This is a genomic window from Marinobacter sp. 3-2 (assembly GCF_003751355.1).
GTDB lineage: Bacteria > Pseudomonadota > Gammaproteobacteria > Pseudomonadales > Oleiphilaceae > Marinobacter > Marinobacter adhaerens.
Genome location: NZ_RJUQ01000013.1, coordinates 348,483 through 374,081, shown reverse-complemented (window position 1 = coordinate 374,081; position 25,599 = coordinate 348,483). Strand labels below are relative to the sequence as shown.

At 58.1% G+C, this 25,599-nt stretch carries 23 protein-coding genes; 13 read left to right on the top strand and 10 right to left on the bottom strand.

Annotated elements, in window-relative coordinates; genetic code table 11:
- Positions 1-56: 56 nt before the first annotated feature.
- On the top strand, positions 57-1,769 hold the full coding sequence (locus EDB94_RS09125) for an iron ABC transporter permease (protein WP_008176862.1): 1,713 nt from the start codon (positions 57-59) through the stop codon (positions 1,767-1,769).
- Between the two features lie 7 nt (positions 1,770-1,776).
- Here the strand turns inward: EDB94_RS09125 and EDB94_RS09120 are convergent, their stop codons facing one another.
- Complete coding sequence (locus EDB94_RS09120) at positions 1,777-2,892, bottom strand: ABC transporter ATP-binding protein (protein WP_108018166.1); 1,116 nt, start codon at positions 2,890-2,892, stop codon at positions 1,777-1,779.
- A 193-nt stretch (positions 2,893-3,085) separates the two neighbouring features.
- Here EDB94_RS09120 and EDB94_RS09115 point away from each other — a divergent pair, with 193 nt between their 5' ends.
- Together EDB94_RS09115 and EDB94_RS09110 are read left to right on the top strand one after the other, a co-directional pair.
- Complete coding sequence (locus EDB94_RS09115; RefSeq protein ID WP_014578966.1) at positions 3,086-4,108, top strand: Fe(3+) ABC transporter substrate-binding protein; 1,023 nt, start codon at positions 3,086-3,088, stop codon at positions 4,106-4,108.
- Positions 4,109-4,251: 143 nt separating this feature from the next.
- Entirely contained in the window at positions 4,252-4,944 is a 693-nt protein-coding gene (locus EDB94_RS09110; RefSeq protein WP_108018165.1) for a TVP38/TMEM64 family protein, read from the top strand.
- A 16-nt stretch (positions 4,945-4,960) separates the two neighbouring features.
- Here the strand turns inward: EDB94_RS09110 and EDB94_RS09105 are convergent, their stop codons facing one another.
- The 4 genes from EDB94_RS09105 to EDB94_RS09090 are packed head-to-tail and all read right to left on the bottom strand — an operon-like array spanning position 4,961 to position 7,362.
- Positions 4,961-6,133, bottom strand: a complete 1,173-nt coding sequence (locus EDB94_RS09105) for an ADP-ribosylglycohydrolase family protein (RefSeq protein WP_108018164.1) — start codon at positions 6,131-6,133, stop codon at positions 4,961-4,963.
- 43 nt (positions 6,134-6,176) lie between these two features.
- Positions 6,177-6,488, bottom strand: a complete 312-nt coding sequence (locus EDB94_RS09100; protein ID WP_108018163.1) for an EthD family reductase — start codon at positions 6,486-6,488, stop codon at positions 6,177-6,179.
- The gene (locus EDB94_RS09095) at positions 6,485-6,751 is read right to left on the bottom strand and encodes a zf-HC2 domain-containing protein (RefSeq protein ID WP_108018162.1); all 267 of its coding nucleotides are present in this window, start codon (positions 6,749-6,751) and stop codon (positions 6,485-6,487) included. Before EDB94_RS09095 ends, EDB94_RS09100 begins: the two co-directional genes overlap by 4 nt.
- Positions 6,745-7,362, bottom strand: coding sequence for an RNA polymerase sigma factor (locus EDB94_RS09090; protein WP_108018161.1), 618 nt, complete (start codon positions 7,360-7,362; stop codon positions 6,745-6,747). Before EDB94_RS09090 ends, EDB94_RS09095 begins: the two co-directional genes overlap by 7 nt.
- A gap of 254 nt (positions 7,363-7,616) precedes the next feature.
- On the opposite strand from EDB94_RS09090, the gene EDB94_RS09085 reads away from it, so the two are divergent.
- From EDB94_RS09085 to EDB94_RS09050, 8 genes are all read left to right on the top strand, one after another.
- Positions 7,617-9,806 carry an FAD-dependent oxidoreductase gene (locus EDB94_RS09085; protein WP_108018160.1) on the top strand — a complete coding sequence of 730 codons (2,190 nt, stop codon included), beginning with the start codon at positions 7,617-7,619 and terminating at the stop codon, positions 9,804-9,806.
- Positions 9,793-10,764, top strand: coding sequence for a radical SAM protein (locus EDB94_RS09080; RefSeq protein WP_108018159.1), 972 nt, complete (start codon positions 9,793-9,795; stop codon positions 10,762-10,764). Before EDB94_RS09085 ends, EDB94_RS09080 begins: the two co-directional genes overlap by 14 nt.
- A 450-nt stretch (positions 10,765-11,214) precedes the next feature.
- Positions 11,215-12,618: a sodium:solute symporter family transporter gene (locus EDB94_RS09075; protein ID WP_108018158.1), complete on the top strand. Its 1,404-nt coding sequence runs from the start codon at positions 11,215-11,217 to the stop codon at positions 12,616-12,618.
- A 4-nt stretch (positions 12,619-12,622) separates the two neighbouring features.
- Complete coding sequence (locus EDB94_RS09070) at positions 12,623-13,573, top strand: hypothetical protein (RefSeq protein ID WP_108018157.1); 951 nt, start codon at positions 12,623-12,625, stop codon at positions 13,571-13,573.
- Positions 13,574-13,721: 148 nt separating this feature from the next.
- Positions 13,722-14,237 carry a diaminobutyrate acetyltransferase gene (gene ectA / locus EDB94_RS09065; RefSeq protein ID WP_014578976.1) on the top strand — a complete coding sequence of 172 codons (516 nt, stop codon included), beginning with the start codon at positions 13,722-13,724 and terminating at the stop codon, positions 14,235-14,237.
- Positions 14,238-14,443: 206 nt separating this feature from the next.
- Entirely contained in the window at positions 14,444-15,712 is a 1,269-nt protein-coding gene (ectB, locus tag EDB94_RS09060; protein ID WP_108018156.1) for a diaminobutyrate--2-oxoglutarate transaminase, read from the top strand.
- A 50-nt stretch (positions 15,713-15,762) separates the two neighbouring features.
- Positions 15,763-17,205, top strand: coding sequence for an aspartate kinase (locus EDB94_RS09055; RefSeq protein WP_039882177.1), 1,443 nt, complete (start codon positions 15,763-15,765; stop codon positions 17,203-17,205).
- A 138-nt stretch (positions 17,206-17,343) separates the two neighbouring features.
- Positions 17,344-18,342 carry an RNA polymerase sigma factor RpoD/SigA gene (locus EDB94_RS09050; protein ID WP_008176892.1) on the top strand — a complete coding sequence of 333 codons (999 nt, stop codon included), beginning with the start codon at positions 17,344-17,346 and terminating at the stop codon, positions 18,340-18,342.
- Between the two features lie 33 nt (positions 18,343-18,375).
- Here EDB94_RS09050 and EDB94_RS09045 read toward each other — a convergent pair whose 3' ends face one another.
- From EDB94_RS09045 to pdxH, 5 genes are read right to left on the bottom strand one after another with little or no spacing between them, the layout of a single operon-like run.
- Positions 18,376-18,834 (bottom strand): DUF3429 domain-containing protein, encoded by a 459-nt coding sequence (locus EDB94_RS09045; protein WP_014578978.1) that lies wholly within the window; start codon positions 18,832-18,834, stop codon positions 18,376-18,378.
- The gene (locus EDB94_RS09040; RefSeq protein WP_108018155.1) at positions 18,831-19,136 is read right to left on the bottom strand and encodes a DUF6482 family protein; all 306 of its coding nucleotides are present in this window, start codon (positions 19,134-19,136) and stop codon (positions 18,831-18,833) included. Before EDB94_RS09040 ends, EDB94_RS09045 begins: the two co-directional genes overlap by 4 nt.
- Positions 19,137-19,193: 57 nt before the next feature.
- A complete protein-coding gene (locus EDB94_RS09035; RefSeq protein ID WP_108018154.1) occupies positions 19,194-19,775 on the bottom strand; it encodes a DNA-3-methyladenine glycosylase I in 582 nt (193 codons plus the stop codon).
- A gap of 33 nt (positions 19,776-19,808) precedes the next feature.
- Complete coding sequence (locus EDB94_RS09030; RefSeq protein ID WP_008176898.1) at positions 19,809-20,567, bottom strand: 4'-phosphopantetheinyl transferase superfamily protein; 759 nt, start codon at positions 20,565-20,567, stop codon at positions 19,809-19,811.
- Positions 20,536-21,171 carry a pyridoxamine 5'-phosphate oxidase gene (pdxH, locus tag EDB94_RS09025; RefSeq protein WP_008176900.1) on the bottom strand — a complete coding sequence of 212 codons (636 nt, stop codon included), beginning with the start codon at positions 21,169-21,171 and terminating at the stop codon, positions 20,536-20,538. Before pdxH ends, EDB94_RS09030 begins: the two co-directional genes overlap by 32 nt.
- Positions 21,172-21,405: 234 nt before the next feature.
- On the opposite strand from pdxH, the gene EDB94_RS09020 reads away from it, so the two are divergent.
- Positions 21,406-22,692: an MHYT domain-containing protein gene (locus EDB94_RS09020; protein ID WP_108018153.1), complete on the top strand. Its 1,287-nt coding sequence runs from the start codon at positions 21,406-21,408 to the stop codon at positions 22,690-22,692.
- A 79-nt stretch (positions 22,693-22,771) separates the two neighbouring features.
- Positions 22,772-25,597: a DUF748 domain-containing protein gene (locus tag EDB94_RS09015; protein ID WP_108018152.1), complete on the top strand. Its 2,826-nt coding sequence runs from the start codon at positions 22,772-22,774 to the stop codon at positions 25,595-25,597.
- The last annotated feature ends 2 nt before the right edge of the window (positions 25,598-25,599 follow it).

Below are 25,599 nucleotides of genomic sequence, written 5' to 3'. Positions count from 1 at the left end.
CATAACGCCATCGTATCCCTTATACTCCGTGTCCCTACCAGCCCTTCATAGGCTTTATGGCTGAACATACGACATCACAGACAAGCGGTTTTGCTGGCGCTGGCCCCGGAACCGGCGCCGCCAGTCATCGCGCGCGTCGTTTCAATGCCTGGACGGTCAGCACCCTCGTGATCGCCCTGCTGGTTGCGATGCCAGTGCTGGTCATCCTTGCCCATGTGTTTTTCCCGTCCGGTGAAGTCTGGCAACACCTTGTCAGCACGGTTCTTGGAAGATACCTCAGTAACACCGTGGTGCTCAGTGTCTCTGTGGCTGTAGGAACCACCCTGATTGGCACTGCCTGTGCCTGGCTGGTGGTTATGTGCCGGTTTCCCGGCAGGCGGCTGTTCGAGTGGGCCCTTCTGCTGCCGCTGGCGGTGCCAACCTACGTTATTGCCTATGCTTACACGGATTTCCTGCAGTTTGCGGGGCCACTACAAAGCGCCTTGCGCGACTGGTTCGGCTGGGAGTTTGGCGACTATTACTTTCCGGATATCCGGTCTCTGGGCGGTGCTGCCCTGCTGATTACCATGGTGCTCTACCCCTACGTGTACCTGCTTGCCCGGGCATCGTTCATGGAGCAGTCGGTAAGTGCACTTGATGTTGGCCGCACTCTTGGCCTGGGACCGTGGCGTATGTTCAAACGCATTGCTCTGCCGCTGTCCCGTCCTGCGATCATCGGCGGCGTCTCGCTGGTCCTGATGGAAACACTGAACGAGTTCGGGGCAGTCCAGTTCTTTGGCGTCGATACCTTCACCACCGGAATCTACCGGACCTGGTTTGGCCTGGGTGAGCCGGTTGCAGCGGCTCAGCTCGCAGCTTGCCTGCTGGTGTTCGTGGTGCTTGTTGTTGTCCTGGAGCGCGTTTCCCGCGGTGGCAAGCAATACCATACCTCGGCACGGTATCAGGCATTGCCCGAGTATTCGCTGAATTCAGGCCAGGCTGCGCTCGCCTTTGCAGTGTGTTTCCTGCCTGTTCTCATTGGTTTTATTGTCCCTGCCCTGATTCTGCTGGAAATGGCCATTACGACCGGCGACAGCCTGTTTGGGACGCGTTTTCTGGAATTCGCGTTCAACAGTCTGATACTCGCCTCAAGCGCGGCGCTGGTTGCCGTTACGCTTGCGGTAATGCTGAGTTATGGCGCACGGCTGAATCCCAGCTCCTGGGTCCGGAGTGCGAACCGGATTGCGGCCATGGGCTATGCCATCCCCGGGTCTGTCATTGCCGTGGGCATTATGATTCCGCTGGCCTGGCTGGATCAGAAGCTCAATCTCTTTCTGCGTGACAACTTTGGTTTCATGGTGGGTCTGGTACTCAGTGGCAGCGCTTTTGTCCTGATCTACGCCTACACGGTGAGATTCCTGGCCGTGTCCTTCAATACGGTTGAGGCCAGCCTGGGGAAGGTTACGCCCTCAATGGACGCAGCTGCGCGAACCCTCGGTCAAACCGCCGGTGGCACCTTGCGCAAGGTTCATACGCCGATCATGCGCAGTAGCCTGCTGGCGGCCGGTATACTGGTGTTTGTGGACGTGATGAAGGAGTTGCCGGCGACCATCATACTCCGGCCGTTCAACTTCGATACCCTGGCGGTCCGTGCCTACAGCCTGGCCTCTGACGAGCGATTGGCCGAGTCGGCCATGTCCTCCCTCGCCATTGTTGTGGTCGGGATCATTCCCGTGGTCATTCTGAGCCTGGCGATGCGTCGTTCCCGTCCGGGAAGTAAAACGGGGTAGCCACGGTTTACTCGGCGAACAGAAAAACCTGCGACATATCCAGCTCAAGCGAGACAGCCTGTCCCTCTTCCGGGAGAAACACCCCGGGCACTTTTGCATGCAGGTGTATTTCCTGCCCGTCTGGCCCGTGAGCACAAATATGCAACAGACTGGTCGGGCCGAGCAGTCGGGACATCAGAACATGGCTGGTGCGGTCATCACCGGCCTGTCCTTCAAGTTGCCTGACTTTGACCGCCTCCGGACGTATCAGAATTCGAACGCTGCTGCCGTCCTCACAACCTTCAGCCTCCAGGTGGCCCAATGGCGTTGTCACCACGCCGTTGTGGACAACGCCGCGATGTTCGTTCACCTGCCCGAAAAAGTTGACCACGAACGGCTCGGCAGGATTGCAGTAGAGATCCGTAGGAGTCCCCGTTTGCACGATCTCTCCATCTCGCATCAGTGCGATCCGATCCGCCATGAACATGGCTTCCTCCGGGTCATGAGTAACCAGAAGGGTGGCCGTGTTCAGCTCTTTCAGCACATGCAGCGTATCGTCCCGAATCTGGTCGCGCAGCCGGGCGTCGAGGCTGGAGAATGGTTCGTCCAGCAGCATGACCCGTGGCGAGGGAGCAAGGGCCCTGGCCAGGGCTACCCGCTGCTGCTGACCGCCTGAGAGGGTATGTGGGTAAACATTGGCGGCATCGGCCATGCCCAGGCGCCCCAACAGTTCGAGTGCGCGGGAACGTTGCTGCTTTTTCGGCATGGAGCTGATGCCGAAGCAGACGTTCTCCAGCACCGTCAGATGGGGGAAGAGTGCAGATTCCTGGAATGCCAGGCCAACATTCCGCTTTTCCGGAGGTACCTGCACGCCACCGGGTGCCGAGACCAGGGAACTGCCGAGAAAGACTTTGCCGCGGGTTGGCATCTGGAGGCCTGCAGCGATACGCAGCAGCGTTGTTTTGCCGCAGCCAGAAGGGCCGAGGAGGCAGACTACTTCGCCCGCTTCCAGATGCAGGTTGATGTCTTTGACAACGCTATCGCCATGGAACTGGCAATGCACGCGGTCAAGCATCAATGACGGGCCCGACAAGCCGTTCTCGAGTTGGTCGCTGTAGGTTGGGCTTTCCTGATAAATACTCATGGTGCCGATCCAGCCTTCCGGTTCAAACTCCAGTGGAGATGCAATTGTAAGCTTGTTGCGTCTGATTGTGTATTGAATACGTAAAAGCGACTGATTCCTATTTATTGACTTCTATGCCCGGGTTCGTTTAAATCACATCTAAATACTAATCGTTTTCACCTGCAATAGTAATTAGCAACCAAGGAGAGATCCCGTGGTATCTCATAAAGCGAAGTTGGCAGCCGCTGCACTGGCAACAACACTGGCAGCAACGAGTGTCTCCGCGAGTGAAGTCAACCTTTACTCTGCGCGGCACTACGATTCGGACCAGGCAATTTATAACGCCTTCACCGAGGAGACCGGCATCAAGGTCAACCTGATTGAGGGCAAGTCCGATGCATTGATCCAGCGAATCCAGCGAGAAGGTGTCGCCAGCCCGGCGGATATCCTGATTACCGTTGACGCGGGTAACCTCTGGAGAGCCGACCAGGAAGGCATCTTCCAGCCGGTGGATTCCGAGGTTCTGAACAGCCGTCTGCCGGATTCCCTGCGTCATCCGGAAGGGCATTGGTTCGGCTTCAGTCAGCGTCTGCGCGTGATCTACTACGATCGGTCAGACTTTGATCCTTCCCGGATCAGTCAGTACGAGGACCTGGCCAAGCCGGAATTCAAGGGCGAGATCTGCATCCGGTCCTCCAGCAACATCTACAACCAGTCATTGCTGGCCAGCCTTGTTGAGTACCACGGCGAAGAAGGCGCTGAGGAGTGGGCGCAGGGCGTAGTCAATAACATGGCTCGTGATCCCCAGGGTGGTGACACCGATCAGATCCGCGCTGTGGCTGCCGGTGAATGCAACCTGGCGGTTGGCAACCATTACTACTACGCGCGCCTGCTGAACTCTGATGATGTTGCAGACCGTGAAGTGGCCCGTGAGGTTGGCATTATCTTCCCGAACCAGGACGGCCGTGGTGTGCACGCCAACATCGGTGGTGCGGGCGTCGTAGCGACTGCGCCGAACAAGGACAACGCAATCCGGTTCCTGGAGTTCCTGTCCTCCGATACCGCCCAGCAGATCTTCGCTGAGAGCAACCATGAGTTCCCGGCGGTAGAGGGTGTACTGAAAAACCCGGTACTGGATTCCTGGGGCAACCTGAACATTGATGACATCAATGTCAGCGTTCTGGGCACCAACAATCCGGAAGCGGTGAAGATCTTCGACCGTGTGGGCTGGCGTTAATCGAAGTATCACGAAATTGATCGCAGATTACGCTTGAGAGAGCGTGCCCAAGGGCCGGATGTTGGTAAGACATCCGGCCCTTTTTATTTTATCGAGGCGCCGGCTGTGCTTCCTGTTACCTGATGAGCGGGTAGAATAGCCGGATGACCCGATCGCCGCTGGTTTTCCGTCTCTCCTTTCTTGCCATTGTCGCGTTTTTGATGGCCACGATCTGGCTTCTGCTGCGTCAACTGGGCATGCCTGCCAGTTTTGCGCCAACGGTGCTGTCTGACTGGTTTGCCAGTCAGGGGGCTCTTGGACCGGTATTACTGATGCTCCTGATGGTTCTTGCTGTCGTGGTCGGGCCAATACCCACGTTGCCGATCAGTGCGGCGTCCGGCCTGGTTTACGGAATGTTCGACGGAACGGCAATCGCGGTCGCCGGTGCCCTGGCGGGTTCGCTGATTGCCTTTTATCTGGCGCGAGTGCTTGGTCGCGATGCTGTTCAGCAGAAGCTCGAAAACAACCCGGTATTCTCGGCCAGAGGGTCACAGCGGTTCCTGTTTATTGCAGTCCTCCTCACCCGGTTAATCCCTGTGTTCTCCTTCGCCCTGATCAGCTATGCCGCCGGAGTGACGGCGATACACCTTTGGCGTTACGCCCTGGCAACGGTTATTGGAATGTTACCCATGACCTTTGTGTTTGCCGGGTTGGGGCATACCCTCGAGCTTAACCCCACCCTGACCGTTATAGCGGCAGCTACGGTATTGCTGGTGATGAGCACGTTGCCCCTTTACCTGCGGCATCGCCCACATTCCCGTCTGGCTCGCTGGCTGCAGCTGGATGGAAGGGTCTGATGCCCGCTGCAGATTCTCAATTTCCCACAAGCGACTCGATATCCTGATAGACGGTCGCAGCATCCGTTACCCTGGCGAGCCAGCTCAGAGGAATGCCGTTCTCACCGCCAACACCGTGCATGGCGGCCATGGCCGGGCCAATCAGCCAGGCTCGACCGCAGGAGTCACCACCACAATGAATGTTGGCACGGATGGCTTCGGTGTAGCTCCGGGCCGTGTTAAGAATGTGAAAGCTGACCGGCATGGCTTCCTGCAGGTAACAGGTGCGGCCAAACGTGTCACCGGCAGCAACGCCGTTCAGTTCCGAGCTCTCAAGTGCCCGTTTGAGGGACGCCTGATCGGGTGCTTCGTCGATGGCCGAATTCATTGCCTTGGCAAGAGGCTCGCCCCTGAATAGCCCGTCCAGAAGCACCGCTGCACACTTTGCCCAGGCAACGGCCTCGTCGTTGTGATTGGTAACCCGCACGGCTGCTTCAACAACGTCCAGGAGGTTTGTGCTTCCGCTATGGGCGGCAACGAGTGGCGGCAGCTTGGACACCGCAGGCAACTGCATGTCGTCGGCGCCACTCGCCGGTACCAGATTGCGGTCGATGGTTTCCGCCAGATGAACGCCGGCGTCCTGAATGGCCTTTTCCTTGTACGTCAGGCTGATGGCCTCCCGCACCGGCTGCGCAAGCGCGCTGCCGCTCAGACGGCGGGTGTAGGGCATGACCTTCTGCACCAGAATCCGCTTCTGTTTGTCGGAAAGATCATCCGGCATGCCGGACTGCGCCTCCTCGACCGCCTTGCGCTCGATCGCATTGAAATTCTCCAGCGTGATCCGTGTCGGGTTATCGATGAATCCCCGCCATTGGCCACCGGGCCCAAAGAACGAACGAAACCGGCGCTGGTAATCGCGGATGTCCAGATTGCCGTTGGTGGCCAGTAAGCTGTCGGTCAGCACGCCGGTGGCTGCGCCGTAGTGACTCACATCGCCAACCTGTTTCCCCTCGTGAGCGAAGTAACCGAATCCCTTTGTGTAGTACTCGGCTCGTGGAGGCAGGAATTCGGCCGACTGTCCACCCACCTCCAGAATGCGCTCGCTGTTGTAGAGCCAGTGCAAACCCAGGCTGGCTGCGTCTGCGACCCAGCCGCCTGCCAGAGCAGCGGTGATGGCGGCTTTTCTTCCGGGAGGGAGATTGCTGACCATGGCGGGATCCTTGATGTCCGGTTTGTGAGTCCGACCTGAAGGATTATTCGATAACGTCGCTGATCTGGACTGTTGGCTGAACGTTGGTGAAGTTCGGGATGTCGCCAAGAATTTCCTTGGCATGGGGGCCGAAGGCGGTCTGGAAATCGCCAACTGAATCAAAATACATGTGCCCCATGGCAATGTAGGTAGGGCCTTCTCCGGGGGCGCCGCCGGCCAACCCGGATTCGATGGCTGTGCGCTTGCAGGCATCGCCCAGCCTGTCGCGGACCAACGCCATGTGCGTGTCTCGGTAGTAGGCAAGGTCAAAGGTGCTTTCTGCGGTTTTCGGATACATCACACTGACTTTGATCATTTCGGGCCTCGGTTTGTGGAATCGCGGGGACCCTCTTTTAGCGCCTCGGCCACCCGTTCGTCAATCTTGCGGATAAGCTCCTCGTCTGCCTGGCCAGAGGAATGTGCTTTTAACATGTCGGTGCTTGCCCGCAGATTGCCGATAAAGGTCCGGCAGTCCTTGCACATCATCAGGTGCATTTTGACTGACATGTTCTGGAGAACAGGCAGCTCGCCATCAATATAGTCGCTGGCAATTACCGCGAGATCCCTGCACATCAGCATTCGCCGGTCTCCTGGAAATTCTCCACCATCAGAAAGATCTTTTGCCTCGCTCGATGCAAAAGAACACGAAGATTAGAGACACTGACGTCAAGAATGTTACAGACGTCATCGGATTTATGCTGGTGGGCTTCGTAGAGCATCAGCGCCGAGCGCTGGGTTTCCGGAAGGGAGGAGAGGTGTTTGTCGAGGCAATCGCTGAGGGCGCCGTTCTCCATCAGGGTGTCGGCGGATTCATGGAATTGAAGTTTGGGTGGCAACTCCCAGCGTCCTTTGGCGTTAAAACGATGGGCCAGTTCTGGCTCCAGGCTGTCCGAAAAGTCTGTTGGGACTTCCCTGTTGGCCGATCGAAGCTGATTCTTGCAACGGTTGGCAACAACCCGGTGCAACCAGGTTTTTAAACCTGAACGACCTTCAAAGCCATGGATCGCATCAATAACTTTAACCCAGCAATCCTGAACGGCTTCTTCTGCACTGGAATGATCCAGATAGAACCGGGCGACTGCTAACATGCCGGGGGTGTAGGCACGTACTGCTTCCTGAAAAGAGTCATTATCACCCGTTTTCAAGCCCTGAATCAGTTCTATCTCCTTTTCCCGACTTGAGTCAGTCATGACCGTCCCCTTTTATGAGCAATTGTTCAAGAATAGCAGTAAGTTTGGAAATCGGTCGATAAGTTCCCGGCGTATTCGGTAGGCGGTGTAATCAAATTGTTAGATATTCATGAGCAATCGTTGACACAATGCGTTGCCGAACGACGTACAACAACGGTAAGCCGGTAACGAACACTGAGCCCAAGGTTTGATGTAACACTTCCGGGATTGGGGTGTCTCTTCGTTATCACGTTCAAGGTAGAAAGGATTATTTCATGACACTCAAGAAATGGATTCTGGTCGCGTTGATTGCGGCTGTGGTTGTCGGGTTTATTGCCAGTGGTGGTAGCGAGCTTCTGACTCTCGAGAACCTGAAGGAAAACCAACAGTCCCTCGGTAACTGGATCGATCATAATCTGTTGGTTGCGGTGCTGGGCTTCGTTGTTGTTTATGTCGTGGTAACAGCGCTTTCTCTGCCAGGCGCTACCATCATGACGCTGGCTGGTGGTGCGTTTTTCGGCAATCTCTACGGTCTGGCAGCCGTCTCCGTTGCTTCAACTATCGGTGCGTCGCTTGCTTTCCTGGTGGCGCGGTTCCTGATGCGAGACACGCTTCGAAAACGGTATGGCGAAACCGTGGCGAAGATGGATCGCGGCATTGAAAAAGACGGCGCCTTCTACCTTGCAACCCTGCGGCTTGTGCCGGTGTTTCCCTTCTTCCTGATCAACCTGGCCATGGGCCTGACGGCCATGAAGCTGCGCACCTATGCGCTGGTAAGCTGGATCGCCATGTTGCCTGGCACCTTTGTTTACGTGAACGCCGGTACCCAGTTGGGCCAGATCCAGTCCACCGGCGACATCGTCTCAGCCGATCTGCTGCTCTCCTTCGCGCTGCTGGGTCTGTTCCCGCTGATTGCCAAATTTGTGGTGGGCTTTATCCGCCGCCGCAAAGTGTACGCCGGCTGGCAGAAGCCCGAACATTTCGATTACAACCTGCTGGTCATAGGCGGTGGCTCTGCCGGTCTGGTCTCGGCCTATATTGCCGCAGCCGTGAAAGCCAAGGTGGCTCTTATAGAGAAGCACAAGATGGGTGGCGACTGCCTGAATACCGGCTGCGTGCCCTCCAAAGCGCTTGTCCGCAGCGCCAAGGCGGCGGACACCCTGCGCCATGCCAACCGGTACGGGCTGGAATCGGTGCCCGTTAAAGGCTCGTTCAAGACCATCATGAACCGGGTCAAGGATGTCATCGCGAAAGTGGAGCCCCACGATTCGCCGGAGCGATACCGCAAGCTGGGTGTGGACTGCATTGCCGGCGAAGCCAGCTTCGTGTCGCCCTGGGAGCTGGAGGTCCGGCACAACGATGGCCGCACCGAGCGCCTGACTGCCCGCAGTATCGTTGTTGCCACCGGCGGCAAGCCGGCCGTACCTCCGATCCCCGGTCTCAAGGACATGCAGCCGCTGACGTCCGACAACCTGTGGGAGCTGGAAGAGCAGCCGGAACGTCTGTTGGTGCTGGGCGGTGGTCCGATTGGCTCCGAACTGGCCCATGCCTTTGCCCGACTAGGCTGCAAGGTGACCCAGGTGGAGATGGGCGAGCGCCTGCTGGCCAGGGAAGATGAGGATGTCTCCGAACTGGTTTTTAAGCAGTTCCAGGCGGACGGCGTGGATGTCCGGCTGAAACATTCCGCCGCCGAGTTCCGTATGGAGGAAGGAGAGAAAGTTGCCTACTGCGAGCACGAGGGTGAGCGGGTGCGCATTCCTTTCGACCAGGTTCTGGTTGCTGTTGGCCGCGCTGCTAACACTGCCGGCTTGAACCTGGAGCGGATTGGTGTGGATACCCTGCCGAACGGAACCGTACCGGTAGAGGAAGACATGAGCCTGAGGTACCCGAACGTATTTGCCTGCGGCGATGTGGCTGGTCCATACCAGTTCACCCACGCGGCGGCCCATCAGGCCTGGTACGCGGCGGTCAACGGTCTGTTCGGGCAGTTCAAGCGCTTCAAGGTAGACTACCGCGTAATGCCCTGGGTGACCTTCACCTCGCCGGAAGTGGCGCGGGTGGGACTCAGTGAAGCCGAAGCGAAGGCGCAGGGCGTGGCCTACGAAGTGACCCGCTACGGGCTGGATGATCTGGATCGTGCCATTGCCGAGAGTGAGGATCATGGTTTTATCAAGGTGCTGACCCCGCCGGGCAAGGACAAGATCCTGGGCGCCGTTGTGGTTGGCAGCCACGCCGGGGAAATCCTGGCCGAATTCACCCTGGCCATGAAACACGGCCTGGGCCTGAACAAGATCCTGGGCACCATTCACCCGTACCCGACCTGGAACGAGTCGGCGAAATACGCTGCCGGTGAATGGAAGCGCGCTCATGCCCCCGAAGGCATCCTGAAGCTGCTGGAGAAACTGCACGGCTGGCGCCGTGGGAAAAACACGAATACACCGAGGAGCATCTATGCCCCTGATTGAAACCAGAACGGCCCGGAAACAACGCATTCCGGCCGTGGAAGTCCTGGAACCCCGGGCCCGTGATAGCTGGACCCACACTCGCAACGGCGACCCCCGGGGTTACATTGATGCCGACAAGTTGAAGGAGCTGTGGATCCACACCGGCACCGCCTGCAATCTGGCGTGTCCGTTTTGCCTGGAAGGTTCGCACCCCGGCGATGGCCGTATCCCGGGCATGAAGCTCAGCGACGTGAAGCCGTTTATCCACGAAGCCATCGACATGGGGGTGGAGCAGTTCTCCTTCACCGGTGGTGAGCCCTTCGTGATCCGGGACTTCGTCAATATTCTGAATTACGCCAGCCAGCACCGGCCCTGCTTCGTGCTGACCAACGCCACCGAGCCGCTGCACAAGCGCCAGCATCAGGTCCTGCCTTTGCTGGATAACCCCTACCCGATTCATTTCCGGGTCAGCCTGGACTTCCCGGACCGGGCCCGTCACGACAAGGACCGCGGCGACGGCAGCTTCGATGAGGCCTTGCAAGGCATCCGCTGGCTGGTCGATCAGGGCTTCAAGGTGTCCATTGCCCGCCAGACCGATCCGGAGGAAATTCCGGCAGATGTCGAAGCCGCGTTCCGTGACATCTTCCGGGAGTGGGGCATTCCGGAGAACCTGGCATTCACCGCATTTCGGGATCTGGGTACGCCAGGCTCGGAAGACGGCAGCCCGGAGATTACCGAGACCTGCATGGAGAAGTATCCGACCAAGGAGGCTCGCTCCCATTTCATGTGCACCTATACCCGGATGTTGGTGAAGAAGGGCGATGAGGTTCGGGTGTATGCCTGCACTTTGGTGGACGATGACCCGCAGTATGACCTGGGGGGGACGCTGGCCGAGAGTATGGATGAGCGCATCATGTTGCGGCATCACCGGTGTTTTTCCTGTTACCGCTTTGGGGCCAGCTGTTCGGCGCCGGCTTGATTCTGGTGTAGGGCCGCTCAGGACTGATAGTTGGTCATTGGCGGCCTGGGAGGTGAGGTTATTTTCCCTTTGGAAAAACAACTCGCTTCGCTCAGACATCTTTTTCCTGGCGGGAAAATAACCTCACCACCCAGACCGCGGATAGGGCTCTGCGATTCGGTTGCTTGGCGGGAAGAAAAGACAGAAAAGTAGAACGGATGAAAAAAGCTGCCGGGGTGGTTTGCTGGCTATCTCCTTTGCCGGGGAAGCCAAAACTTAGATTGGACAAGGGGCAGGCCGGTAGGGGCTTCAAAAAATGTGGAGCGCCAAGGACGGCGCGACCAAGCCCCCCATGGATGGGTTCACGGGCGTTTTTTTGAAGCCCCTACCGGCTTGCCCCGACAAGCGCCCAAGCCAGAAGTCACCGGGAAAGTCCCGGAATAAAGAACCAAAAAACAAAGGAACGAGAACATGAACTTCACAGAGGCCTCCCTGTTCTGGGGATTCCTGCTGGTCTACGGCGTGGTGATGTATTGGCTGTCGCCTCGGAGCAAGAACGCGAATTCGTTCTATAAGGGTGCCGATGACCAGGGTAACCCGGTGGGGCAGTGGTCGCTGACGGCCAGTATTTTTATCAGCTGGATCTTTGCCAAGTCGGTGACCAATGCGGCGAACCTGGGTGCGGCTTATGGTGTGGTGGGCGGTCTGGCCTATGCCAGTTACTGGCTCTCGATTCCTGTGGCGGGGTATGTGATCTATCTGATCCGGACCCAGACCGGGGCGCGGAGTCTGCAGGATTTTCTGACTTCCCGGTTTGGCCGGCTGGCCAGTCTGGCGTTTGCGGCGGCGATTCTGATTCGGCTTTATAACGAGGTCTGGAGTAACACCGCGGTGGTGGGCGGTTACTTTGGGTTGCCCGGTGAGTGGGAGTATTACGCGGCGGCGATGCTGTTTACGGTGTTTACTCTAGCCTACAGCCTGAAGGGTGGGCTGCGGTCGTCGATTTTCACCGATGTGATTCAGGCCTTTGTGTTTGTGTTCTTTGTGGGAGCGGTGCTGTTCCTGATTATACCGGCCAACGATACCAGCGCCCTGCTGACCAACGGCGAGTTCCGGCTCAATGCCGGCTTTGATCTCTTGCTGGTGGCTTTGCTGCAGCTGTTCAGTTATCCGTTCCACGATCCAGTGCTGACCGACCGGGGCTTTGTGAACAAGGAAAAGACCATGCTCAAGAGCTTTGTGGTGGCCGGGCTGCTGGGCTTCGTGGCGGTGTTTATCTTCAGTCTGGTGGGTGTTCACGCCCGGCTTAACGGCATTGAGGCGATGGGCAACGCGCCTGCTGCCGTGGGCCAGTCGCTGGGCCTGGCGGCGTTGTTCTTTATGAGCGTGGTAATGATGACCTCGGCGGGGTCCACCCTGGATTCCACTTTCACGTCGCTGGCCAAGTCGCTGGCGGTGGATCTGCCCCGGCTGGCGCAACGTGCTTCTGACAAGCTGCCTAGCATGCGGGTGGGTGCGATTGTGATGGTGATCTTTGCCTTCCTGGGCAACCTGCCTATGTTCGCCGGCACCGATATCCTCAAGGCCACAACCATCTCCGGGACGATGGTCATGGGGCTGGCGCCGGTGTTCCTGTTCTACGGTTTCACCAAGTGGTCGCCCTGGAGTTTCCACCTGAGTTTCTGGACCGGCCTGGGGCTTGGTGTCTTGCTTGCGGTTGGGCTGATTCCGTCCAGTTGGGCTATTGGCGATGGCAAGTACGCCATGTTGCTGGGCGTGAACGCTTACGGCTTCTTGATCTGCACGGCTGGCTTCTTTACGCCTTTATTGCTCCGTCGTCTTGCCGGTCGGTCACTGGCGGCGGGGGAGGCCTGAGCCGATGAGCGAAGGCCGCAGCTGTCCGTTGGCGTACCGGTACTCTGCCGAATCGCTTTGCCAGGATCCCCGCACGGTTTCCGAGGACGTGCTGTATATCATTGGAGGGCTTTACGGGAATCCCTGGGCCCTTGATGAAATCGAGCAGATGGCGCTGGCGGAGGAGCGGCAGGGGCATCGGGTGAAGCTGGTGTTCAATGGTGACTTCAACTGGTTCAACGCCAGCGATAGCCTGTTCCGAACCATCAACAACCGGGTGTTGGATCACACGGTCAGTCTGGGGAACGTGGATTTCGAGCTGGCCAATCCCAGTGCCGGTGCAGGGTGCGGTTGCGCCTACCCGGATTTTGTCGATCAGGGCGTGGTGGAGCGGTCGAACCTTATCATGGAGCGGCTTCAAGGGATTGCCGGGGAACATCCGGATATCCAGCGTCGCTTGTCCTTGCTGCCGCGGTATCGATGCCTGATCTTTGGAGGCCTAAAGGTTTTGGTGGTGCACGGGGATCTGGAGTCCCTGGCCGGATGGGGGTTGGCTCACGAAGCTTTTGTCGAGGGTAACGATGGCAAGCTCTCGCAATGGTTCCTGGCGTCGGGGGCCGATGTCATTGCCTCAACCCACACGTGCCTGCCGGTGCTCTGGTCGGGGCTGGTGGGTGAGCAGAGTCGGGTGGTGGTGAACAATGGCTCCGCAGGCATGGGGAATCTGCAATCAGACCCGCGTGGGCTGATCACCCGGATTGGTCTTTCCAGCCCCGTCATTGAGCCTGTTGCCGGAATTGAGCGGCATGGGCTGCATGTCTCTCTGCTGCCGGTGTCCTTCCCCCTTGAGGCCTGGCTGCCGGAGTTTGACCGGTTATGGCCGGCCGGCTCGCCCGCCGCCATCTCCTATCGGAACCGGATTCTGGCTGGCACCTCACTGATTGCCGATGATGTGGTTTTCCCTTCCATAATTTAACCATTCTGTTGCTGGCGGATGGACCAAAGCAGTCTATTCTGAAATAGATGGCTGAGCCCCGCCGTGTGCGGGCTTTCGGCCTGACTTGAAATATATTTTGTGGTCTATATAATTCAACACTAACTTTTTGCCACGAATTGATCTCGTTATGACATCAGAAGGATCGAATACCACCGCCATCACGCTTCGCACACCGGTGAAAGATGATGGCTTCAGGCTCCACCAGCTGGTGGCAGAGTGCCCGCCGCTGGACCCCAACTCGATTTACTGCAACCTGTTGCAGTGCAGCCACTTTGCCGAAACCGGCGTGGCCGCGGAGAAGGACGGCGATCTGGTCGGCTTTATCTCCGGATACATCCCTCCCCAACAGCCCGAAACCGTGTTTGTCTGGCAGGTGGCCGTGCATGAGAAAGGTCGTGGACAGGGCCTGGCCAAGCGGATGCTGAAAGAAATCGTTGGCCGTGATGCGTGCAAGAACGTCACCCACATGGAGACAACCATCACCGAAGACAACGAGGCTTCATGGGCGCTGTTCCGTTCGTTCGCCCGTGATATGGGAGCCGAGCTCACCTACCACGAGCATTTCGAGAAAGAGACCCACTTTGGCGGCAAGCACGATTCCGAGTTCCTGCTGCGCATAGGGCCTTTCACGAAGCCAGCCTGAGGGCCGCGGTCCTGGATCAGCCCTGCAACAAGATTGCGGGGCTGTGAACGACTGTAAAGCTGTGATTTGAATTAGCCGGCGGACCACTGAGGTAGGTCTGTCACAGGGCTTTAATCAACGCACGGTAGGCCTATCGCTACCCCATCAGCAGTTTTTGATAAGCCACCGCGCATCTACCTCGAACCTGACATGCTAAGAGGCAAACGATGGAAATTTTCAAGTCGACTGAATCCGAAGTACGTGTATACAGCCGTGCGTTTCCGGTTATCTTCAACCGCGCCAAGAACGCGCACCTCTACACTGAAGATGGCAAGGAATACCTGGATTTTCTCGCTGGCGCCGGGTCCCTGAACTACGGCCACAACAACGACACCCTGAAGAAGGCTTTGCTTGAGTACATCGAGGCAGACGGCGTGAGCCAGGGCCTGGATATGTTTACCACGGCCAAGCACGACTTCATGGAATCCTACAAGAAGCACATTCTGGATCCCCGTGGCCTGGACTACAAAATGCAGTTCACCGGTCCCACCGGCACCAACTGTGTGGAAGCGGCCCTGAAGCTGGCCCGTAAGGTGAAAGGCCGCAGCGGCATTATTTCCTTTACCAACGGTTTCCACGGCGTGACCATGGGCGCGGTTGCCACTACGGGTAACAAGCATCACCGCGGCGGTGTTGGCACGCCCCTGGGCAATGTCGACTTCATGTTCTATGACGGCTACCTGGGCGACGATGTCGATACCCTGGCGATCATGGATAAACTGCTGAGCGATGGCTCCTCCGGTTTTGAACTGCCAGCGGCGGTAATCGTCGAAGCGGTTCAGGGCGAAGGCGGTCTGAACGCCTGTCGCGCGGAATGGCTGAAAGGCCTGTCGGAGTTGTGCAAGAAGCACGATATTCTGCTGATTCTGGATGATATCCAGGCGGGCAATGGCCGCACCGGCGAGTTCTTCAGCTTTGAATTTGCCGGTATCAAGCCGGACATCGTAACGGTTTCCAAGTCCCTCAGTGGCTATGGCCTGCCGATGGCCCTGGTACTGTTCAAGCCGGAACTGGACGTGTGGGATCCGGGCGAGCACAACGGTACTTTCCGCGGCAACAACATGGCGTTTATCACTGCCCGCGCTGCTGTCGAGAACTACTGGAAAGACGATGCCTTTGCCAATGAGGTGAAGGCCAAGACCAAGGTGCTGGGCGATGCCCTTCAGTCGATTTGCGACAAGTACCCCGGTCAGTTCAAAATGAAGGGGCGCGGTTTGATGCGTGGTATTGAAGCAAAGCACGCAGACATCACAGGCCCGATTACCAAACGTGCCTTCGAGCACGGCCTGATCATCGAGACCAGTGGTCCGAATGATGAAGTCATCAAGTGCCTGATGCCGCTTACAACCAGCGAGGAAGACCTCAAGAAAGGGGCTGATCTGCTGGCAAAAAGTGTGGACGAAATCATGCAGGAAGGGCTCAGCGAGGCGTCGTAAGACGCCTGCACCTCCGGACATTCATGCTGCAGGATAGCAAAGGCAAGATTATGACCAGCCAACTACATACCGTTGAGAAAATCGGCGGCACCTCGATGAGTAATTACGAGGCCGTCCGTGACAACATCATTATCGGTAATCGCAAGAAGGATAACCTGTACCAGCGCATTTTTGTGGTCTCTGCCTATGGTGGCGTGACCAACGAACTGCTGGAACACAAGAAGACCGGTGAGCCAGGCGTTTATGCCCTGTTTGCGGATGCAGAGTCTGACTGGGCCTGGGGTGACGACCTCACCAAACTGGTCAAGTTCCTGACCGACATCAACGGCGAGCTGTTCGAAGACCCGATGCTGAAGCAGCAGGCGGATCAGTTTATCACCGACCGGATTGAAGGTGTTCGGGGCTGCCTGATCGACCTGCAGCGCCTGTGCTCCTATGGCCAGTTTCAGCTGGAAGAACATCTGCTGACGGTGCGTGAAATGCTGGCAGGTATTGGTGAGGCCCACAGTGCCTTCAATACCGCCCTGAAGCTCCAGCAGGAAGGCATCAATGCCCGCTTTGTGGATTTGACCGGCTGGCGCGATAACGAGTTGCTGCCGCTGGACGAAAAGCTCAAGCAGGCCTTCGATGCGGTGGACCTCACCCGTGAGCTGCCGATCGTGACCGGTTATGCCCAGTGCAAGGAAGGTCTGATGCGTACCTTCGACCGGGGTTACAGCGAGATGACCTTCAGCCGGGTAGCGGTAATCACCGAGGCCCGAGAGGCGATTATCCACAAGGAATACCACCTGAGCTCTGCCGACCCCAACATTGTTGGCGCAGACAAGGTGGTGCCCCTCGGTCGCACCAATTACGACGTGGCCGACCAGCTGGCCAATCTGGGCATGGAAGCGATTCATCCCCGTGCCGGTAAAGGCATGCGCCAGAACGAGATTCCGCTGCGTGTGATGAACACCTTTGAGCCGGAGCACACCGGTACGCTGATCACCGGCGATTACGTCAGTGAGAAGCCTCAGGTGGAGATCATCGCGGGCGCCAAAGGCGTTTTTGCCGTCGAAGTGTTCGATCAGGACATGCAGGGCGAGCCGGGCTCCGATCGCCGTATTCTGGATGTATTGAGCCGTTTCAAGGTTCGTTTCATGTCCAAGGACACCAACGCCAACACCATTACCCACTATGTGGGCAGCACGCTGAAACACGTCAAGCGGGTGGTCAAGGCGCTGAAGGAAGAGTTCCCCAATGCCGAAATCAACACCCGGAAGGTGGCGGTTGTTTCGGCCATCGGCAGCGATATGAAGGTTCCGGGTATTCTGGCCCGTTCCGTGAAGGCGCTGGCCGATGAGGAAATCAGTATTCTTGCGCTGCACCAGTGCATGCGTCAGGTGGACATCCAGTTTGTGGTGGATGAGGACGACTATGAGAAAGCCATCGTTGCTCTGCATGGCGTTCTGATCGAGCCTCACAACCATGAGTATGCGATCGTCGCAGCCTGAGTTTCTGTAACCTCCCCGCACGATACCCACAGCCGACCGTCCGTGTCGCCTGTGGGTTTTTACTGACCCTGCCCCGGTAAATCCATCAGCTACAGCACGTCGTATTCTTTGGTGTAAATTCTGACCGGTACCTAAGCCATGCGAACGACCGAAAGGCTGGGACCGTCTCCGACAACGCCCAACGATGGTGAAAGGGATTCCCTGGTCGGGCTGTACTTCAGGGATGCGTCCCGGTATGAACTGCTGACAGATGAGGCCGAACGCCGCCTCTCCCGCAAACTGACACTGTGCTACCGAATTATCAGTACCGAACTGGCCCTGCCGGAGGAGACTCCGCAGACGTTCCGGGAAGTGATTGGTAGCCTCGGAGACGCCTGTGCGTTTTCATCTCGATGTCGCCGGGCCTTTCATCTGGCGACGGCTTGTCGTCGCAAGCTGATACAGAGCAATCTGCGTCTGGCGGTGCATATTGCCCGCCGTTACGGGCAGCACGGCATCCCTATGTCTGACCTCATCCAGGACGCCAACGTCGGTCTGATCAAGGCGGTAGAGCGTTTTGATCCCACCAAGGGCTTCCGGTTCTCGACCTATGCCTACTGGTGGATAAGCGAGGAAGTCAAACGCTGCCTGCAGCGGGGGACGCGGTTGGTGCACACACCGGAAAACGTGGTGGATGAAATTCGCCAGCTGCACAAGGTGTCGCTGCGAATGCATCAGAGCCTTGGGCGGACGCCTTCCCAATCGGAGCTTGCCCGCGAAATGGAGGCAAGTCCGTCCAGGATCGGCGAGCTGAGGGCGCTGGCGACCCGGGAGATATCAACGGACGTTCCCCTTGTTGAGGACGGGTCCGTCACCCTGGGAGACAGCCTGGACGCCGGTGACCAGATGGCGCCGGATCATCCGATGTCGGACAGGGATCGGCAGCGCACCCTGAAGTCGATGCTCAGCGAGCTGAATGATCGTGAGAAAGACATTCTGTCGCGTCGTTATGGTCTGGGACTGCCGGAACCGGAAACGCTGCAGGTGATTTCCGACGATCTTGGCATCAGCAGAGAGCGGGTGCGCCAGATTGAGAAAACCGCCCTGAAGAAGCTGCAGAGTCGTTACGAATCCCCCGAAGACGCGTTTGGAGCCTGATATACATCAGGCTCCCGCATTCCCCTTCAGAGTTCAGTGAGCAGTGTGCAGCAGGAGAAACCAGGCTGCCGCTGTAAGCTGACAGACCAGGACCACCGAGGTGAGGACCAGTCTCAGGCGAAGATACCAGGCTGGCCAATAGACCTTCATCCAGCGGGCGTCCACCAGATAGAGGGCGAGATAGGCACTCGTATACAACACAATCTGGCCACTGACAGGAAGAAGTAGCCCTACCCCCGCAGCCACAAAAAAGACCTGGCTGAGTAGCATGGTCATCAGTGGCGACAACGGGTAGCAGCAGTTGTCCAGCTGCATGGCAATGGGCCAATAAACGCCAGCCATAAACGCCAGAATGCCTGCGCTGTACAGATAGAAGTAGCCGAGAAGCGCCACACTGTATTGCGGCATGAAAAACAGCCCCGCCAGGAGGCCGATAAACGGGATCAACCCCGCGATGCCAACGAGGATGGCGAGTCTCGCTACAGCAATCACGGTTTCTGCCTCTGCACCCGGATTCGCATCGGTTCAACCTCGGTCGGTTCCATTCCCACCATTTCGTGGTAAGCGGAGGGGTGGACCACCTGGGTCTCCCGAATGTCGAACGAGGCCAGGGTGTCCTGGATCTGCCAGGCACCCCGGAAAAGGCTGGTGGTTCCGTTCTTTTCCGAGAGGAGCAGGGTCTGATTGTCCATACTCAGGCGGGCCATGTAGTGCTGGCCCTCAAGCGAGAGGATCTCAAGCAGGTCGATAACCGGACTCTGCAGGCTTCTGAGTTGGTCAAGAGTGATTCGCACAGTAAAGCTCCGCGGTTTCAAACACTCCAGAACTTACGACCCCCCAGCCTATTGAGATCATTGGCTTAGTAAATAGCATTCCCGGTGTTGTGGGCACTGAACCAGATGATCGTTCACCATGCCGGTCGCCTGCATGAAGGCGTACACAATGGTTGGGCCGACAAAGGTGAAACCGGACCGCTTCAGAGCTTTCGACATGGCCTCGGATTCTGCGGTTGTGGTCGGTACTTCGGAGAAGGCGCGCCAATGGTTCTGGATTGGTTTATCGCCAACAAACGACCAGAGGAAATCACTGAAACCGATACCTTGTTCCCGCAGACCCAGATAGCCCCGGGCATTCTTGATGATCGATCTGACTTTTAGCCGGTTGCGGATGATGCCCGGGTCGGACAGCAGTTGCTCGACCTTCGCCTCATCGTAACGGACGATCTTTTCCGGATTGAAGTCGTCGTAAGCGGCTCGGTAATTGTGCTGTTTTCGCAGGATGGTGATCCAGCTCAGGCCGGCCTGTTGGCCGTCCAGGCAGAGTTTTTCGAAAAGGGCGAGATCGTCGTACTCCGGGCGGCCCCAGACGGTGTCGTGATAGTGCACGTAAAGCGGGTCATCCCCGCACCAGGGGCAGCGTTCAGCGGTCTCCATACAATAGCCTGTGTCATTTGTGTCTGGTTCGGGTTACGGGCTTTTTCGACGAATCGTGCGTTGGAACAGTGGCTCCCAGTAGGCCTCCATCGGCTCGGCATCCACCAGGGCGAAGTCCCGTGGCGGCGGCTCAAGTAGGGTGATTTCCGGCCATAGGGGCCGGCTTCCACGGTACACCACGGTCAACAGATAGCCTTCAATATAGCAACAGGCCGCCTGCCAGTCCTGCTCGGGCTGGTCGCCGTAGATCTCGAAATTCTTCCGCACCTCGAGCGTTTGCAGGTTGCCGGCAATGCCCCTGCCCGTGGCTTTCAGCCATGCTTCCTTCAGGGTCCAGACCTTGAGGAAGGTGTTGGAGTCGTCTTCCCGGAACAGCCACTCCTGCTCGACGGGGGAGAACCAGCGTTTTACCACTTTCTGCCATTGAGCATGGCGCTGGCAGGGTTCAAGATCCAGTCCAATGGGCGAGCCTGATAGAGTGGCGCAGGCAGACAGGCCCTGGCTGTGGCTGAGGGACAGTCGCCAGCCCTCGGGCGTGCCGGACGCATTGGGGCGCCCGGATACCGGGCAGCAGAGGTCCGGTGCCATCTGCGCTGACTTGCCGATGGCCTGACGAATCAGCCAGCGGCTGGAAAGGTATTCTCGTTCCCGGGGACCGCTGAACTTGCTCGCTGTCTGGCGTTCGTAGTCAGTCAGCCAGTGCGGGTGCGCAATTTCGGGCCCGTCGGTCTGGTGACACAGCCAGACCGACGGTCGGGATTCAGGGTTGAAGTCGCTGGATGAGCCAGCCATCGCCTTTCCTCACATATTCAAAACGGTCGTGAAGCCGGCTGGGCCTGCCCTGCCAGAATTCGATACGCTCCGGCACGATGCGATAGCCGCCCCAGAAGCTGGGAAGAGGCACTTCGCCCTCGCTGAATTTCCGCTTGATTTCGGCAACCTTCTGTTCGAGTAGGCCCCTGGACGTAATGGCCTTGCTCTGTTCGGAAACCCAGGCGCCGATCTGGCTGCCCCTGGGGCGCGATGCGAAGTACCGCAGGGATTCGGCCTTGCTGACTTTCTCAACGGCACCCTGGATCCTCACTTGTCGGTTCAATCCGATCCAGGGGAACAAAAGCGCCGCCTGCGGATTTTCCTCCATCTCCTTCGCTTTGCGACTGCCGTAGTTGGTGTAGAACACAAAGCCATGGTCGTCGAAGTACTTCAGCAATACCGTGCGTAGATCTGGCATGCCGTCCTGCCCCGTGGTCGCCAGCGACATGGCGTTGGGTTCCAGAATGCCTGCTTCCCGGGCATCCTCAAACCAGTTCTGGAACTGCTGCACCGGATTATTGTCCAGTGCATCGCGATCCAGCCCCTCGCTCTCGAAATCACGACGCATATCGCCGATGTCCATAACCTGTCCTCTTGCCTGCGCGTAAAACGACCCGGGAGAAATACGAGCCAGAAGCATATCGGGTTCAGGGTTCACTGTCAGCGCTGCTTATGTCTGAAACGGTTACATAAACCCAACAATAAAGTGAGACCCGGATCACAGCTGGCCCGTATCTCCTTCGACGCTGATGCGGGTCTGGTTTGGGCAAACTGCCTGGCGGGCCCGCGCGCACACACAAAACAAAGGTTTGCACAAATGATGTCCGAATATGATCTGCCCCTGGTTGTCGCCTCCTTTCTGGTTGCTGTATTGGCAGCTTATGCGGCTCTGTTTTTTGGCGCCAGACTCGTTAATGCGGAGTCTGGCGAACGTCGGAAATGGCTACTGGCCGGCGCCCTGCTGATGGGCACCGGAGTCTGGACGATGCATTTCGTTGGAATGCGGGCTATGCCGATGGGTGTTCCCATGTCGTTTGATGTGATCATGACCTTGGTTTCCTGGCTCGCAGCCGTGCTCGCTTCCGGTGTGGCTCTGCACATCATCGGGCGCAAACAATTGGGAGTCCCTCTGTTCGTCAGTGCGACCCTGTCCATGGCCAGCGGTATCGTAGTGATGCACTACCTGGGCATGTACGCCATGCGGATGTCGGCGCCGCCGACGTTTAACACCGTATTTTTGCTGATTTCGATCGCGATTGCCGTTGTGGCTTCGGGAGCCGCACTTGCCCTCTGCCGGAAACTGCAGGGCATGGACGGATCCGGCACCCTGGCGGTCCAGTTTGTGGCGGCCCTGGCGATGGCCGCTGCAATCTGTGGAATGCATTACACGGGCATGATGGCGATGACCTTTCCGGAGGGCGCCGTACCTGCAGCTGACAACGGCCTGCGGGGGAACTGGATGGGAATACCCCTGGCAGTCTTCTGCATTGCGATGCTGGCCGTGGCCCTGGTTGTGACCGTTCTGGATGTAAAACATCAGCGGGCACTTGAGGAATTCAAGGCGGAAGAGGATAAGCGGGTGGCAGAGCTTGCCTTCACCGATGCCGTTACCGGCCTGCCCAACCGGTCAGCGCTGGAACAACGCCTGCTGGATATCCTTGCCCGGGACAACGACCGCGGCAACCCGTTTGCCCTGATTTACCTCGACATAGCCAACTTCCGTGAACTGGCCACCGGAATGGGTGATGAGTCGTTGAACGCGGTCGTCAGGGAAATCAGCGAGGCATTGCGTGATCAGATGTCGGATCAGGTGTTTCTCGCCCGATACTCGGCCAGCGCCTTCTTTGCCCTGGTGCCAGATCATGAAGATAGCCAGCATGCCTTCATGTACAAGCGGTTGCGGCAGATTGATCAGCGTATCGGAACGCCTGCGATGCCGGTTACCTGGCGCGCCGGCCAGGCGGCCTATCCGAAAACCGGCAATTCGACCCGCAAGTTGGTGCGGGCTGCCATGGTACCCAGAGACCTCAATGAGATCGGCGAATTTGCGAACATGGCCGCCGACCCGGAGTTAGTGATGCCGGGTCATAACCGTCACAGCTGACAAACAGCCTCTGGGACGACTATCCTTGTGAACAGGCAGGTGGGCAAGATTGCCCCGGGAATCCGCCGTTTAGAAGGAGATGTCCGTGGCCCAGAGCCGTAAACGCAGTCATATGCCCAGGAATCTGTTGATCGGATTCCTGGTGCTTTTCATCCTCTATGCCCTGGCCGGTTTCCTGCTACTTCCCTGGTGGCTGGAGCGTCTGGTACCCGAGCAGCTGGACCAGCGTATGGGCTGGCAGGCAGAAATCACTGATATCCGAACCAACCCGTTCACCCTTCGAGTCGAGGCGCTGGGTCTGTCGGCAAAAGATCCCCAGGGTGAGCAGGTGGTTGCCTTTGACCGACTCATGTTGGACATGAACTTTTTCCAGCTGGTTCGGGGTATTGCCGGGTTTGAAGCCATCCAGCTGGATGAGCCCTATGTTCGGGTGGATCTGCTGGAGGACTACAGCGTCAATTTTGCGAGAGACTGGCAGGCGGCCAACCCGGGACCTGCAGAGCCAGCGCCTGAAGCGTCGCAATCGGATGACGCGGCGGCGCCACCACGGCTGTACTTCGGGAAAATTGAACTCAACGGCGGCGAAATGTTGTTCCGGGATTTTACCCAGGCCGACATGGCCGAGTTCCGGATTACCCCGATGGATCTTACCCTGAGTGATCTGGCCACCTGGCGTCGTGAGGGGCAGGACAGCGATTACTCCCTGCTGGCGGCGCTGGGCAGTCAGACCATTGAGTGGCAGGGTGATCTGAGCGTCGCCCCGTTCTACTCGAACGGCACGCTCAAGGTGTCATCGGTGGGCTATGAAACCCTGGCTCATTTCCTGACTCCTTTCTTTCCCTATGATCTGCGTGGTGGCAGCGTCACCCTGAGCTCCGACTATGAAATCCAGGCCGGCGACGGCTTTTTCCTGGAGACGACCAACGGTCAGCTGCAACTCGAGAATCTGGCCGTCGCTCTGGATGAAAAGAGTGAGCAGGCGAGATTGACCAACGCTGAGCTTTCTGTGGATGCTGTCGGGTTCGACTTGAATGGCCGCGAAATCCGTATCGGCCAGGTCTCTCTGGACAAGCTCAATGTGGCCATGGCCAGGAGCGCAAACGGAGAGATTGACTGGTTGGCGCCGCTGGCCACCAACAACGGTGAGACGGCGGGCGGCGGCGAAGCGTCCACCGGCGGCCAGCCATTCCGCTGGTCAGTGGCGGGCGTCGCGCTCTCCGGTGGGCGTATTCTCTGGCAGGACAGTCAACCGGCGACAGCGACTGAAATTGCCGTAGAGCAGCTTTCCGCATCCATCGGGCCACTGAGCCATCAACTTGAAGAACCGGTCTCTTACGAAATAACCGGAAGCCTGGCCAGTGGCGGCCAACTGTCACTGAACGGCCAGCTGACACCTGCACCGTTTACCCTGGAAGCCGCCATCTCCGGAAACGGCATCGCTCTGGCCGCCTTTGAGCCCTACGTTCAGGAAGGCGCCAATCTTGCCATTACCAGCGGCACGCTGGGCGTTGACGGCAACCTTGATCTGGATGGGCAGCAGGAGCCTCTCACGGGCACCTTCAGCGGCACCGCGGAAGTGGCCGGTCTGGATCTGAAGCTGCCCGACAGTTCCGGTTCGCTGGTTTCCTGGCAAACCCTGCGCCTGGCACCTATTGAATACAACGTGTATCCGGCACGCCTGGAAATAGGAACGGTGACCCTGGCCCAGCCGGTCATCAACGTTGTCCGCAATACCGACAATATCCACAACGTGGAGCGGATCGCCAAAGCGCCAGCGGCCGGTGGTCAGCAGGAGGCGACCGCAGATGCTCAGCAGGGGGAGGATTCCGAGCCGGGGTTCATTTTCCGTATTGGCCAGCTGATGCTGGAAAATGGCGAGCTGGCGTATACCGACCGCACGTTGGAGCCGGCGTTTACCACCTCGTTTGATGAGCTGAACGGCAGCGTGACAGGCCTCAGCAACATTTCCCCACAACAGGGCAAGGTCTCTATCCGGGGCCGGGTCGGCGGCGTGGCGGACCTGGACTTTGAAGGCACCATTGGCACCCTTGGTACCGAGGATGTCAGCGATCTGAAACTGAATATGCAGGAATTGTCCCTGCCTGCGCTTTCGCCTTACTTTGGTCGTTACCTGGGTTATGGCGTGGACAGTGGCAAGCTGAACCTGAATCTTGATTATGAAATTGCCGGATCAAGGATCGATGCGTCCAATCTGGTGGTGATGGATCGTCTCGAGCTGGGTTCGGCCATCGCCAGTGATCAGGCCGTTAATGCGCCGGTAAAACTCGGCCTCGCGCTGCTTCGGGACAGTAAGGGAGTGATTGAAGTCGACTTGCCCATCAGCGGGGACCTGTCTGACCCGGACTTCAGCGTCGGAAAAGTTGTGATGCGGGCGTTCGTGAACCTTCTGGCCAAGGCAGCGGCCTCACCGTTCAGTATGCTCGGCTCGATTGCCGAACTCGCCGGCCTGAGCGGAGAGGAGCTCGGGAAGGTGAGGTTTATCCCCGGCAGTATCCAACTGGCCGAAGGCGAGGCTGAAAAGCTGGCGGCGCTGGCAGACGCGATGCTGGAGCGCCCGGACCTGCTGCTGAATATTCGGGGTAATGTTCAGCCTCAGGCCGATGGCCTTGCCCTGCTTCGGGAAGACCTGACAGCGGGTGGTCAGCGGGATGTGTCCGAGGAGGAATGGCAAGCTGCCCGGGAGGCGTATCTTGCCGGTGAGCGTTCACTCGCTCCGGAAGCGTTGAGCAATCTGGCTTCGTCGAGAGGCGTGACCCTGCGTAATGTTCTTCAACAGACCCACGGTGTGCCGGCTGATCAGTTGTTCCTGCTGGATCCGGCCCGCAATGCGGGCGTGGGCAGTGAAGGAAACGTTATCGTCGCCTTCAACCTGGACGTTCGTTGAAC